The organism is Lonsdalea populi, assembly GCF_015999465.1.
Lineage (GTDB): Bacteria > Pseudomonadota > Gammaproteobacteria > Enterobacterales > Enterobacteriaceae > Lonsdalea > Lonsdalea populi.
This window is the reverse complement of sequence record NZ_CP065534.1, coordinates 481,602-495,069: the sequence shown is the minus strand read 5'-3', so window position 1 is coordinate 495,069 and position 13,468 is coordinate 481,602. Positions and strand designations below refer to the sequence as shown.

Here is a 13,468-nt window from a genome sequence, read left to right as displayed (position 1 = left end):
CCCATCTTAGCATAGGATATGCATCACTTATTTCGGGCAAAAAAAAGCCGGTGGGATAACCACCGGGCGGTGAAAGCTTCACCATCACTCAGAAAACAGAAACCTTGTTGTCGTCAAATCCAGTGACGGTATTCCTCATCAGACATATTCTCCGTCTGCCACTGCGTCACCTGCATCAGCAGCGCCAGACGCTGAGAAGTCGACAGCCAGCGCCCCCACGCCGAGTGTCCCTGGGACAGGATGTTGCGATAACTCCGATACAATCGTGATAGTGCCATCGTCATGCCCTCCGACCGTTCATTATTTGCACTTTAGTTATGGCAAAGTATCAACGTAAAATAGGGGAAAATATATTGATGACTTTATGCCGAGGAGTTCCCCTTTATGTCCTCTTCCCGACTGCAACAACAGTTCATCCGGCTCTGGCAGCATCTGCAAGGACAGCCTACTGACACCACGCTGCAGGAGCTGACCGGGGTACTCAACTGCTCGCGACGGCATATTCGGTCGCTGCTGCGAGCCATGCAGGAAGAGGGCTGGCTGAACTGGGAAGCCGAAGCGGGACGAGGAAAACGATCGCGGCTCAGCTTCCTCTATACCGGTCTGACGCTGCAGCAACAGCGGGCGGAAGACCTGCTGGAGCAGGATCGGATCGACCAGTTGGTGCAGTTGGTGGGAGACAAATCGCAGGTGCGGCAGATGCTGCTTTCCCACATCGGACGCAGCTTCCGGCAGGGCAAACACCTGCTGCGCATCGCCTACTACCGGCCGATGCGTAACCTGCTGCCCGGCTCGGCGCTGCGGCGTTCGGAAACGCATCTGGCCCGCCAGATCTTCAGCGGATTAACCACCATAAATGAGGAAAATGGGGAACTCCTGCCGGATTTAGCCCACCACTGGCAGCAGGTCTCGCCCCTGCATTGGCGTTTTTATTTGCGCCCCGCCGTGCGTTTCCATCACGGCCGGGAGCTGACGATGGACGACGTGATCGCCTCTCTGCAACGCATCACCGCCATGCCGCTGTTTTCTCATCTCTGCGCCATCGAATCGCCCATCCCCTCCGTGCTGGATGTGCGGCTGACGACGCCGGATGTCTGGTTGCCCTGGCTGCTCGGCAGCGTGTCCGCGATGATTTTGCCGCAGGAGTGGAAAGTGCTGCCCGATTTCACCCGCCATCCGGTGGGCACCGGCCCTTACGCCGTGCTGCGCAACAGCGTTACACAGCTGAAAATCAACGCCTTTGACGACTACTTTGGCTATCGTGCGCTGATTGACGAAGTGAGCATCTGGGTGTTGCCGGACGCGCTGGATACGCCCTCCTGTTCGCTTCAATTACAAAACGACAATTCGCCGAACAACGAACTAGAGAACCGATTGGAGGAAGGCTGTTACTTTCTGCTGTTCGACCGGCGCTCGCCGCTGACTTCTCGCCCGGACATCAGGGACTGGCTGTGCCAGGCGCTGAGCCCGGTCGCCCTGCTCGGGCTCGCGGACGAAACCTACCAGTGCAACTGGTCGCCGGCCTACGGGCTGCTGCCACGCTGGCACCACGCCCAGCCCCGCCTGACTCGGGACAAACCCGTCAACCTTACGCACCTGACCCTCACCTTCTATCATGAGCACGCCGAGTATCAGGACATCAGCGACATTATTCGTCGGCTGCTGTCCGCCCACGGCGTCACGCTGTCGGTCCGCTGTATCGACTATGCTGACTGGTACCAGGGTGGCGAGGCGAGCGACATCTGGCTCGGCAGCGCCAACTTCTATTTGCCGCTGGCGTTCTCTCTGTTCGCCCTGCTCTACGAACTGCCGCTGATGCAGCACTGTTTGGATCGGGATCTGGCCGAAGACGCCAGCCAGTGGCGTCAGGGCCGCTGGTCGCTGACGGACTGGAGCCAATCGCTTGTGACTCAGCAGCAGATCCATCCACTGTTCCATCATTGGCTGCAGTTGCAAGGGCAGCGCAGCATGCGCGGCATTCGTATGAATACGCTGGGGTGGTTTGATTTCAAATCCGCCTGGTTCGCGCCGCCGGAAAACTGACGCGCGCTTTGACTCCGGGTATGAAGTCTCTACAATGCGTGAGTTCTCAACGGGGTGCGATAAAGCCCGGCGCCGTCATACCGTCCGCTTTACGCTGAGAAAATACCCGTCGAACCTGATCCGGTTAATACCGGCGAAGGGATTTGGGAGTGCTTCGCCGCTTGCTCAAAGACCTTTGCCGCCCCTTTTCTCAGGAGTGCAAAGTGTTAAAAAAATTACTGTCCTGCCTGTTGATTCTCACTGCTCCGGTGTTCGCGAAACCTACGCTGACCGTGTATACCTACGACTCCTTCACCTCGGAATGGGGACCCGGTCCCAGCGTGAAAATCGCGTTTGAAAAAGAGTGCGCCTGCGAGCTGAAATTCGTGGCGCTGGCCGACGGCGTGGCGTTGCTTAACCGTCTGCGGATGGAAGGAAAGCGCACGCAGGCCGATGTCGTGCTGGGTCTGGACAACAACCTGCTTAAGGCGGCGGAAAACACCGGCCTGTTCAGCAAACGGACGGTCGATACCGATGCGCTCTCGCTGCCGGGCGGCTGGCACAATGACACGTTCGTGCCCTATGACTACGGATACTTCGCCTTTATCTATAACCGCGACAAGCTGAAAAACCCGCCGCGCAGCCTGCATGAGTTGGTCGACAACCCGACGCCGTGGAAAGTGATTTATCAGGACCCACGCACCAGCACGCCGGGACTCGGCCTGCTGCTCTGGATGCAAAAAGTCTATGGCGACGACGCCCCGCAGGCCTGGCAGAAGCTGGCTGCGAAGACGGTCACCGTGACCAAAGGCTGGAGCGAAGCCTATGGTTTGTTCCTGAAAGGCGAAGCCGACCTCGTGTTGAGCTACACCACCTCGCCCGTTTATCACATTATTGAAGAGAAGAAAGACAACTATATCGCGGCGCCCTTCAGCGAAGGCCACTATCTGCAGGTGGAGGTGGCCGGCCGGCTGGCGAGCAGCCAACAGCCGCAGTTGGCTGAGCGCTTCCTGAAGTTTATGGTCAGCCCGGCCTTCCAGCAGCGCATTCCGACCACCAACTGGATGTATCCGGTTATCGACACACCGCTGCCCGCCGGTTTCCAGTCTCTGGACAAACCGGCCGCGATACTGTCGTTTACGCCGGAGCAGGTCGCCACGCACCGTAATGACTGGATCCAGGCATGGCAACGCGCCGTCAGCCGCTAATCCCCGGCTGGCTCTGGCCCGGCGCTTTCGCCGCGCTGCTGCTGAGTGTGGTCGCCGCGCTGGCCTTCGGCGCTCTGTGGCTTCAGGCGCCGCAGAATCCGTGGCGCACGCTGTGGCAGGACGACTACCTGTGGCACGTCGTTCGCTTCACTTTTTGGCAGGCGTTGCTCTCGACGCTGCTGTCGACCATCCCGGCGATTTTTCTGGCGCGCGCACTGTATCGACGCCATTTTCCGGGACATCGCTGGCTGTTGAGGCTATTCGCCATGACGCTGGTGTTGCCGGTGCTGGTGACCGTGTTCGGTCTGCTCAGCGTATACGGGCGGCAAGGCTGGCTCTCACAGATCACGGCGGCATTTGGCCTACCTTACGCATTTTCTCCCTATGGGCTCGGCGGGATACTGTTGGCGCACGTTTTCTTCAACCTGCCGCTGGCCACGCGTCTGATGTTGCAGGCGCTGGAAAGCATCGCTACCGAACAGCGGCAGGTGGCCGCGCAGCTCGGGATGGGAGAATGGCAGCACTTTCGCATTGTGGAGTGGCCGTGGCTGCGCCGACAGCTCCTGCCTGCGGCCGCGCTGATCTTTATGCTCTGTTTTGCCAGCTTCGCCGTCGTGCTCTCGCTGGGCGGCGGCCCTAAGGCCACCACCATTGAGCTGGCGATCTATCAGGCGCTAAGCTTCGACTACGATCCGGCGCGCGCTTCGTTGTTGGCGCTGATTCAGATGGGATGCTGTCTCGGTCTGGTTCTGCTCAGCCAGCGGCTGGCTAAACTGCTGCCGGTCGGCTACAGCCAGCAGGCGCGCTGGCGTAATCCTCAGGACACGCTGTTCAACCGCATCACGGACGTGCTGTTGATCGTGGCCGCACTATTGTTGCTGCTACCGCCGCTATTGGCCGTGGCGGCGAATGGGCTGAACGCCTCCCTGCTCGCCGTGCTGCGTCAACCCGCGCTATGGGACGCGCTGTGGACTTCGTTGAAGGTCGCAGTACTCTCCGGCCTGTTGTGCGTACTGCTGACGCTGATGCTGCTGTGGAGCAGCCGGGAACTCAAGCTGCGTCGCCGCCATTTTTCCGGCCAACTGCTGGATCTTAGCGGCATGCTGATTCTGGCGATGCCCGGCATCGTACTGGCGAGCGGATTTTTCCTGCTGCTGAACGGCACCGTCGGGCTGCCGGAGTCGCCCCTGTGGCTGGTGGCGGCGACGAACGCGCTGATGGCGATCCCCTATGCGCTCAAAGTGCTGGAAAATCCCATGTATGACATCGCCGAGCGCTACAACCTGCTGTGCCAGTCGTTGGATATCCGCGGCTGGCGGCGACTGCAGACCATCGAACTGCGGGCGCTGCGGACGCCGATCGCACAGGCGCTGGCGTTCGCCTCTATTCTCTCGCTGGGCGATTTCGGCATCATCGCGCTGTTCGGCAATGAGCAATTCCGGACGCTGCCGTTTTATCTGTACCAGCAAATCGGCGCTTACCGCAGCGCCGACGGCGCCGTGACCGCCTTGCTTTTGCTGCTGCTGTGTTTTGTTCTGTTCACTCTGATTGAAAAACGGGCGGACGCTTATGATCGTTCTCGATAAATTGACCTATCTCTACCAGCACCAGCCGATGCGGTTCGATCTGCGCGTGGAAGCCGGTGAACGCGTCGCCGTGCTCGGTCCCAGCGGCGCGGGCAAAAGCTCGCTGCTCAGCCTTATCGCCGGTTTTCTCCCGGCGGAGAGCGGCCAGCTCATGCTGAACGGCGTCGACCACCGCCAGACGCCACCGGCCAAGAGACCGGTATCGATTCTGTTTCAGGAAAATAATCTCTTCCCCCACCTGACGCTGTCGCAGAATATTGCTCTGGGGCTGCATCCCGGTCTTAAGCTGACGCCGCCACAGCGCAAGGAGTTAGCCCGCATCGCTGAACGCGTCGGGTTGACCGCGCTGCTGGATCGCCTGCCGGCGCAGGCGTCGGGCGGCCAACGGCAACGGGCGGCGCTGGCGCGTTGCCTGTTGCGTCAGCAGCCGATCCTGCTGCTGGACGAGCCGTTCTCCGCGCTCGACCCGGCGTTGCGTGCGGAAATGCTGACGCTGGTCGACGACGTATGTCGCGATCGCCAACTGACGCTGCTGATGGTCTCGCACCATCTCGACGATGCCGCCCGCATCGCCGATCGCACGGCGTTGGTGGTTGACGGCCGCGTGGCTTACGACGGCTCAACCCATGACCTGCAACAGGGTCGCGTCGCCGCCGCAGGTATTCTCGGAATCGCCCCCGTTGAACAGAATAAAAACTGATGGCGAACAGGTTTTGACCTTTTCACAGTTGTGGGTTATTGTCTGCCGCAGCCCATGTGAAAATGGCTTGTCCATATACATAGTTTAAAAAACCAATGACAGGATTCCCCGTGAAACACACGTCCTCCACGCTAGCACTATCCAACACCGCACTTGTCGATGCGGTCGTCGTCGTGCGCCTAGTGGTCGTCGTCGTGGTCGGCAACGCGCCGTAACGGGTTCGAATCCAGAAGAGATTCCCAAACCCCGCCGGCGCCAACCGAGCGGGTTTTGTTCTTTCTGCCCCCCGCTCCCAAACAGCACCGGCTCTGATAAAGGATATGACTATGCGTTATACCGGAGCTGAGCTGATCGTCCACATCCTGGAACAGCAAGGCATCACGACCGTCACGGGTATCCCCGGCGGGGCCGCCCTGCCGCTGTACGATGCGCTGGGACAAAGCCGAACCCTTCGCCACGTACTGGCGCGACACGAACAAGGCGCGGGCTTCATCGCTCAGGGCATGGCGCGAGCCAGCGGCAAAGCGGCGGTCTGCATGGCCTCCAGCGGCCCCGGCGCGACCAACCTGCTGACCGCGATTGCGGATGCGAAACTCGATTCCATTCCGCTGGTCTGCATAACCGCTCAGGTCTCCTCCAATATGATCGGCAGCGATGCCTTCCAGGAAGTGGACACCTACGGCATCTCCATCCCCGTGACCAAGCACAACTATCTGGTGCGCGACATCAATGAGCTGGCCCACGTGATGAACGAAGCGTTCCGCATCGCGCAGTCAGGCCGTCCCGGCCCGGTGTGGATCGACGTGCCGAAAGATGTACAGACGGCCACCATTGAGCTGGATGCCCTGCCTGCGCCTGCGCCGAACGACGCACCGGTGGCCGCCGAGCCGCAGGCCCTTGAGCAGGCGGCCGCGATGATCAACGCCGCCCGCCGTCCCGTGCTGTATCTCGGCGGCGGGATCGTCAGCGCCGGCGCGCATCAGCAGGCGATCCAACTGGCGGAGTCCGCCGGTATTCCCACCACCATGACATTGATGGCGCTCGGCGCAATGCCTGCCGATCATCCGCTATCGCTGGGCATGTTGGGCATGCACGGCGCACGATCCACCAACATGATCCTGCAACAGTCCGATCTGTTGATCGTCATGGGCGCGCGCTTCGACGATCGCGCTATCGGCAAAGCCGAGCAGTTCTGCCCGAACGCCAGCATCATCCACATGGACATCGACGCCGCCGAGCTGGGCAAAATTCGCCAACCGCACGTGGCGCTGCATGCAGACGTCGCACAAGGGTTGACGCAGCTGCTGCCGCTGATCGAGCCCCAGACGCGCGCCGACTGGCGCCAGCAGGTGAGCGAGCTGCAGCAGGCGTTCCCCGCCAATCTGCAACAGGATGATCCGCTCAGCCACTACGGCCTGATCCATGCCGTCGCCGAATCGCTGGACGACAGCGCTATTATCTCCACCGATGTCGGTCAACATCAGATGTGGGTCGCCCAGTCGTACCCGCTGCGCCGCACGCGCCAATGGCTGACGTCTGGCGGTTTGGGGACCATGGGATTCGGCGTGCCGGCCGCCATCGGCGCCGCGCTGGCGGAGCCCGATCGCACCGTGGTGTGCTTCTCCGGCGACGGCAGCCTGATGATGAATATTCAGGAACTGGCGACGCTGGCCGAACAGCGCCTTAACGTCAAAATCGTGCTGATGAACAATCAGGCGCTGGGCATGGTCCACCAGCAGCAGGATCTGTTCTACGAACAGCGTTACGTGGCGTCCGACTACAGCTATCAGGCCAATTTCCTGGCGATTGCCACCGGTTTCGGGCTGGCGACCTGTGATTTGAACGCGGCGGAAGATCCGCAGGCCGCTCTGCGCAAGATTCTGAATCAGCCGGGTCCAGCGCTGATTCATGCGCTGATCGACGTGAATGAAAAAGTCTATCCGATGGTGCCGCCGGGCGCCGCCAACATTGAGATGATTGGAGATTAACCCTATGCAGACCGCATCCTCTTCAACCCAGGTCACGCTGGAGCTGTCCGTACATAACCATCCCGGCGTCATGTCTCATGTCTGCGGCCTGTTCGCCCGCCGGGCGTTCAACGTCGAAGGCATCATGTGTATGCCGCTGCCAGGGGGCGAACAAAGCCGTATCTGGCTGCTGGTGAACGACGACGACCGGCTGGCGCAGATGATCAGTCAAGTGGAAAAGCTGGAAGATGTGTTGCAGGTCCGCCGCCACGGCGACGATACCCGCATTTTCGAGCAGGTGGCGGAGTTCTACCGCTAATCAGACGTTGAAAATCTGCCGCAGCAGGTGGAGATAGACCGGCATCAGCGGGTGCCGCCACAGCAAGATCAGACTGAAGGCGGCGGCGACCGTCGCTATCGGCGCCAGCCAGCGTAAACGCGCTGGCGTCAGCCATCCCTCCACCGGCACGCGTCGGCAGCGCCATAGCAGCCAACCGGCCGTCCAGGTCAGTGCGGCAGCGGCGAGAAGCAGCCAGCGAAAGCTGCCGCTGTCCGCTGCGGGGGGAATATCGATCGCCACCCCCGCCAGAATGCCCGGCATCAGATATAACGGAGGCCAGGTCAGGCAGCCGATGATGTTCGGTACCAAGAATCGTTTCGGCGGCAGTTCCAGCATACCGGCGACCATGGGGATGAGCGGCCGGGTCGGACCGATAAAGCGCCCGACCAGAATGGTGGCGAGATGGTGCTGATGCAGCATTTTTTCGATGCGATAGAGATAGGCGCTGTGCTTCTGGACGAATGACCAGCCGTGCAGCCGATCCTTAAAGCGCCAGCCGATGTAATAGGAAATCCAATCCCCCAGCAGGCAGCCGATAATGCCCACTCCCCAGGCCGGATAAAGTCCCAGGTGTCCGCTGCCGATCAAGGTGCCCAGCGACGCCATCATCAAGGTGCCCGGCAGCAGCAGCCCCACCAACGCCAGCGACTCCAGAAAAGCCACCAGCAAAACGGCCAGCAGTGAATAGGCCAACGATTGAGTAACCACGTGCTCAAGCCAGGCTTGCATAAATCCCTACTTATCTGCGCTAAAATCAGGACTTCGGGATAATAGCAGAAAACCGCCGGACGGCAGCCCCTCGCTCGCTGCCGATCGGACGGCCCACAGTCAGAACCCATCGGGCAGGCTAAATGTTTGATCCCGGAAGGACCAAACCCGCCAGATGTATCACCCGCCGAGATACAGGGTCTTCACCTCCGGATTCGCCAGAACCTCCTGCGCCGCTCCATGCAGAACGATCTTACCGTTTTCCAGCACGTAGGCCCGGTCGGCGATTTTCAACGCCGCGGTCGCATTCTGCTCGACCAGCAGGATTGTGATCTTCTCCTCGCGCAGTTGACGGATGATGTTGAACAGCTCACCCACCACCTTCGGCGCCAGCCCCAGACTAGGCTCGTCCAGCATCAGCAAAGCCGGTTCGCTCATCAACGCCCGGGCAATCGCCAGCATCTGCTGCTCTCCACCGCTCATCGTCCCCGCCAGCTGCGCGCGCCGCTCTTTCAGGCGAGGGAACATGGCGTACATCTTGTCGCGCAGATAGCTGAACCTCACCGGATTGTTGTACGCCCCCATCCGCAGATTTTCTTCGATGGTCAGGTTAGTGAACACCTTGCGCCCTTCAGGCACCAGCGCCAGCCCCTGACGCACGATCTGGTGCGTTTGCCGGTGGGAAATATCTTCGTTGAGAAAATTGACCACGCCGGTGGATTTCACCAGATTGATGATGCCGTTCAGCGTCGACGTTTTCCCGGCACCGTTACTGCCGATCAACGTCACGATCTCGCTGTTGTTGACCTCGATATCGATCCCCTTCAGCCCTTGAATCAGACCATAGAAGACCCGTAGATCGGTCGCTTTAAGCATAATCGATGTCTCCCAGATAGGCGGCGATGACGTCAGGATGATTGATGGCTTCATTCGGCGTGCCGCTAAACAGCGCCTTGCCGTAATCCAGCACTATCACCCGCTCGCACAGGGAGTTCACAAACGACATATCATGTTCTATCACCAACACCGTCAGTCCGAAGTCCTTCCGCATTTTGAAAATGAGCTGCGCCAGTTCGGCGGTCTCGCGAGGGTTCATCCCCGCGGCGGGCTCGTCCAGCAACAGCAGTTTGGGCGATGTCGCCAGCGCCCGCGCGATTTCCACCTTTCGCTGATTGCCGTAACTCAGATTGGTCGCCAGCGAATGGGCGTGTTCGGCAATGCCGATGTACTCCAGCAGCTGCATCGCTTTTTCCCGCGCGCGTTTCTCCGCCGCGAAAAAACGCCCGCAGCGCAGGGCTGCCTCGAGGAAAGAGTAATGAATAAAGCGATCGAGTCCGATCAACACGTTGTCGAGCACCGTCATGGACGGAAACAGCCGGATATTCTGGAACGTTCTGGCGATCCCCCGGTTCACCACCTGATTCGGTTTCAACCCGGTCAGCGCCTGAGACGCCAGCTCCACCGTGCCGCCGGTCGGTTTATAGTTGGCCGTAATCACGTTGAACAGCGTGGTTTTACCCGCGCCGTTCGGTCCGATCAGCCCGAAGATCTCGGCAGGCGCAATGTGAAAACTGACGCCGTCGATGGCGCGCAGTCCGCCAAACTGCATGGTGACGTCCGCAACGCGGAGTAATGCCTCATTTGCCATTCTGACGTCTCCTGCGAATTTCCCAGATTTCCTGTTTGCCTAGCAGCCCTTCACGCGCAAACAGCATGATGATCAGCAGCACCAGCGAGAACACCACCATCCGCAGGCCGGGGTGCGAGCCCAAATCCTGACCGAACAGCGTCAGCGGCTGATCGAGGAAGCGCAGCCATTCGCCGCTGCCCACCACGACGATCGTCCCCAGGATCGCGCCGGTGGTGCTGCCCAGTCCGCCCAGTACGATGATGATCAGCAACTGGAAGGTCAGCATAAAGTCGAACAGATCCGGCGAAATAATGGTGAGCAGCGAGGCCAGCAGGCCGCCGCCGATGCCTTCGAAAAACGCGCTGGTCGCGAAAGCGCAGGTCTTGATGCGGAAGGTGTTGATCCCCATGGCGATTGCGGCGTCTTCGTCATCGCGTACCGCCTTCATCGCGCGTCCGTATTTGGAATACACCAGTTGCAGGACGAACAGCACGGCGATGAGCGCGATGAATCCGCACCAATACAGGATGTTCTCTACCTGCGGGATCTCATTCAGCCCGATGGCGCCGTTGGTGATCTGCGGATTGTTAATCGCCAGGATCTTGATAATGAATCCAAAGCCCAGTGTGACGATGGCGAGGTAGTCGCCACGCACGCGAAAGACCGGGAACGACAGACAGACGGCGACCACCGCGGCGCAGACGCCGCTGATGATTAGCGCGGGCAGGAACGTCGTGTGCAAAGCCAGAATGAACGGGCTCGGCGCAGCCATTTCGAACATGTCCGTTTTGTTGTCCGCAGTCAGCAACAACAGCGCCGTCACGTATGCGCCAATGGCGACAAAACCGTTCGGCTCTAACGAGAGCTGGCCGGTCACCCCGTTGATCAGGTTGTAGCTGACCGCCAGGATCATAAAGATAAAGATGTTGCAGACGATGCGCAGCACATAGGCGTCGAACGCGTCCTGCAAAGAATAAAGCGCTAGAAACGCCAGCGCGAACAGTGCGATATAGCACAACAGCAGCGAAGAGGAGGTCTGCGGCATTTTCATCAGAAGCGGCTCCTTTCCAATCGTTCATCACCCATGATGCCCACCGGTCTGAACAGCAGCACCAAAATTAAAAACAGGAAGGCGAAAGCATCTTTGTACCCGCCCAACTCCGGAAAAACGGCGACCGCCACCACTTCGGTAAAGCCCAGGATAAAGCCGCCGATCACCGCCCCGGTGACGCTGCCGATCCCGCCCAGTACCGCTGCGGCGAAGGCTTTCAGGCCGATCAATACCCCCATCAGCGGATCGATGGTTGGGTAACTGATGGCATAGAACACGCCGCCCAGCGACGCCAGCGCGCTCCCCAGCGCAAACACCAGCGAAATGATGTGATTAGCATCAATGCCCATCAGGCGAACGGTATTGACGTCGAACGCCACCGCGCGGATCGCCATCCCCTGTCGGGTGCGGTACAGAATGAACAAAATGATCGCCAGCAGCACCAGCGTGATCAGCGGCACCATCCAGGCCACCTGGGTGATCACGATTTGACCGAGCGTTATCGTCTGATTGAAAAACGGCGGCGATTCGAAGAAACGCGGGCTGCCGCCGAACACGACGTTAAAGAGATTCTCCAGAAAGAAGCTGACGCCGATGGCGGTGATCAGCATGGAGATTTTGGACGCCTGCCGCAGCGGGCGATAGGCGATGCGATCGATAGCGACCCCGAGCAGGGCCGAGACCAGCACCGAAAACAAAATAGCTGCCCCGAAAGGCAGCCCGAAGGAGGTAAAGCTGATCAGCGCCACAAAGGCGCCGACCATCATGATATCCGCATGGGCGAAGTTAATCAGCCGTAGTACGCCATACACCATGGTGTAACCAATCGCGATCAGCGCATACATACTGCCAAGGCTCATGCCATTGACCACCTGCTGTAAAAAAACGGCAAAATCCATTGTGCGCTCCTTACTACTTCCCGCCGATTAAGGATTGACCACCGTTTTAAACGCCAGCTGCCCGTTCTTGACTTCGTTGATGACCGCAGGGCGAATGGCATCGCCGTCTTTCAGGGTCAACGTCCCTGTAATACCGGTAAAGTTGGTGGTGGCGCGCAGGTTCTTGTTCACGCAAACGCGATCGTGCGGATCGCTGCACTTATTCATGGCGGCGACGATCATCTTGTAGGCATCCGCCGTCATCGCGCCCCAGGTATGGGTCGGCTCGTTATATTTGGTGGTCCAGGCCTGAATGAATTTCTCGCCGTCCGGCGTCTGCTCTTTCGCATTTGGCGAGTAGTAGTCGGTGGTCATATAGCCTTCCACCGCATCCTGACCGAGTTTGAAGAAGATCGGGTCGGCCGCCAGACCATCGCCGCCCACCACCGGCACTTTCAGCCCTAGCTGCTTGGCCTGTACCGCAATCAACGCGCCTTCGGTGTAATAAATCGGCATATAGATCATATCGACGTTGTGGGATTTCACGGTGGAGAGCTGCGCTTTGAAATCTTTGCTGCCGCCTGGCGCCTGTACTTCAACGGCGATAGTGCCGCCGTTTTTCACAAACTGATTGCGGAAAGCGCGCGCCAGACCGACTGAGTAGTCGTTGCTGCTGTCAAACATGATGGCCGCTTTCTTGGCCTTCAGATCGCGGCTGGCCAAGTTGGCGCCCACCACTCCCTGGAAGCTGTCGGAAAAGCATACCCGGCTGACGTACTCGCGGTTGCGGGTGACGCGGTCGTTGGTCGCCGTCGGGGAGATCAGCGGCGTTTTGGTGTCTTCCGCCATCTTGGTCATCGCCAGCGTATTGGTCGAGGTCACCTCGCCGATCACCGCATCCACTTTGTCGCTGGAAACCAGACGCTGCATGGCGTTGGCGGCTTCCACCTTGTCGCTTTTATCGTCGATGATAACCAACTTGACGGTGTCGCCGTTCGCCAGTTTTGGCTCCATGGCATTAATCAGATCCACCCCTTTCTGAGAAGGCTGACCATAACCGCTCAACGCGCCGCTCAAGGGCAGTACAACGCCGATTTTGACTTCGTCCGCCATGACATTCGCGGCCGCCAGCGCAGAGGACACACAGACTGCCGCTATCGTTGTTTTGAAAACTCTTCTCTTCATGTTCTGCCTCGTCAATGAATAGTGGTTTACGTTCCCATCGTGAAATGAAGCTGTGTATAGGGCTATAGCCAGCAAAAATGCGCACGGGCACAACCCGCACCACGATGGGAAAATCAGCAATTACCATGCCAATAAGCCGGGCCGGATAAATGTGTTATTAATCAATTAATAAATAAGACATAACAGGAAGTGA

14 protein-coding genes and 1 riboswitch are annotated in these 13,468 nt (G+C 59.3%); of the genes, 7 read left to right on the top strand and 7 right to left on the bottom strand.

Features of this window, described 5'->3' with window-relative positions; all coding sequences use genetic code 11:
* Nucleotides 1-113: 113 nt before the first annotated feature.
* Nucleotides 114-278, bottom strand: a complete 165-nt coding sequence (gene sgrT / locus I6N93_RS02335) for a glucose uptake inhibitor SgrT (RefSeq protein ID WP_085689195.1) — start codon at nucleotides 276-278, stop codon at nucleotides 114-116.
* A gap of 106 nt (nucleotides 279-384) precedes the next feature.
* Here sgrT and sgrR point away from each other — a divergent pair, with 106 nt between their 5' ends.
* The 7 genes from sgrR (at nucleotide 385) to ilvN (ending at nucleotide 7,802) form a co-directional block, all read left to right on the top strand.
* A complete protein-coding gene (sgrR, locus tag I6N93_RS02330; protein ID WP_085689147.1) occupies nucleotides 385-2,043 on the top strand; it encodes an HTH-type transcriptional regulator SgrR in 1,659 nt (552 codons plus the stop codon).
* Nucleotides 2,044-2,083: 40 nt separating this feature from the next.
* A riboswitch (TPP riboswitch) is annotated at nucleotides 2,084-2,203 on the top strand.
* A 43-nt stretch (nucleotides 2,204-2,246) separates the two neighbouring features.
* Nucleotides 2,247-3,230: a thiamine ABC transporter substrate binding subunit gene (thiB, locus tag I6N93_RS02325; protein ID WP_085689150.1), complete on the top strand. Its 984-nt coding sequence runs from the start codon at nucleotides 2,247-2,249 to the stop codon at nucleotides 3,228-3,230.
* Nucleotides 3,206-4,816, top strand: a complete 1,611-nt coding sequence (gene thiP / locus I6N93_RS02320; RefSeq protein WP_085689153.1) for a thiamine/thiamine pyrophosphate ABC transporter permease ThiP — start codon at nucleotides 3,206-3,208, stop codon at nucleotides 4,814-4,816. Before thiB ends, thiP begins: the two co-directional genes overlap by 25 nt.
* Entirely contained in the window at nucleotides 4,800-5,516 is a 717-nt protein-coding gene (gene thiQ / locus I6N93_RS02315; RefSeq protein WP_085689156.1) for a thiamine ABC transporter ATP-binding protein ThiQ, read from the top strand. Before thiP ends, thiQ begins: the two co-directional genes overlap by 17 nt.
* Nucleotides 5,517-5,626: 110 nt before the next feature.
* Nucleotides 5,627-5,731: an ilvB operon leader peptide IvbL gene (locus I6N93_RS02310; protein WP_085651821.1), complete on the top strand. Its 105-nt coding sequence runs from the start codon at nucleotides 5,627-5,629 to the stop codon at nucleotides 5,729-5,731.
* 111 nt (nucleotides 5,732-5,842) lie between these two features.
* Nucleotides 5,843-7,504, top strand: a complete 1,662-nt coding sequence (ilvB, locus tag I6N93_RS02305; RefSeq protein WP_085689159.1) for an acetolactate synthase large subunit — start codon at nucleotides 5,843-5,845, stop codon at nucleotides 7,502-7,504.
* Nucleotides 7,505-7,508: 4 nt separating this feature from the next.
* A complete protein-coding gene (ilvN, locus tag I6N93_RS02300) occupies nucleotides 7,509-7,802 on the top strand; it encodes an acetolactate synthase small subunit (RefSeq protein ID WP_085689161.1) in 294 nt (97 codons plus the stop codon).
* Here ilvN and I6N93_RS02295 read toward each other — a convergent pair whose 3' ends face one another.
* The 6 genes from I6N93_RS02295 to I6N93_RS02270 form a co-directional block, all read right to left on the bottom strand.
* Entirely contained in the window at nucleotides 7,803-8,552 is a 750-nt protein-coding gene (locus I6N93_RS02295) for a DedA family protein (RefSeq protein WP_085689164.1), read from the bottom strand.
* A gap of 159 nt (nucleotides 8,553-8,711) precedes the next feature.
* Entirely contained in the window at nucleotides 8,712-9,407 is a 696-nt protein-coding gene (locus I6N93_RS02290; protein WP_085689166.1) for an ABC transporter ATP-binding protein, read from the bottom strand.
* A complete protein-coding gene (locus I6N93_RS02285) occupies nucleotides 9,400-10,179 on the bottom strand; it encodes an ABC transporter ATP-binding protein (RefSeq protein WP_085689170.1) in 780 nt (259 codons plus the stop codon). The genes I6N93_RS02290 and I6N93_RS02285 overlap by 8 nt, the downstream gene beginning before the upstream one ends.
* The gene (locus tag I6N93_RS02280; RefSeq protein WP_085689172.1) at nucleotides 10,169-11,212 is read right to left on the bottom strand and encodes a branched-chain amino acid ABC transporter permease; all 1,044 of its coding nucleotides are present in this window, start codon (nucleotides 11,210-11,212) and stop codon (nucleotides 10,169-10,171) included. Before I6N93_RS02280 ends, I6N93_RS02285 begins: the two co-directional genes overlap by 11 nt.
* Nucleotides 11,212-12,111, bottom strand: coding sequence for a branched-chain amino acid ABC transporter permease (locus tag I6N93_RS02275; protein WP_085689174.1), 900 nt, complete (start codon nucleotides 12,109-12,111; stop codon nucleotides 11,212-11,214). The genes I6N93_RS02280 and I6N93_RS02275 overlap by 1 nt, the downstream gene beginning before the upstream one ends.
* Before the next feature lie 27 nt (nucleotides 12,112-12,138).
* Nucleotides 12,139-13,203: an ABC transporter substrate-binding protein gene (locus tag I6N93_RS02270; protein WP_373853573.1), complete on the bottom strand. Its 1,065-nt coding sequence runs from the start codon at nucleotides 13,201-13,203 to the stop codon at nucleotides 12,139-12,141.
* Between the last annotated feature and the right edge of the window lie 265 nt (nucleotides 13,204-13,468).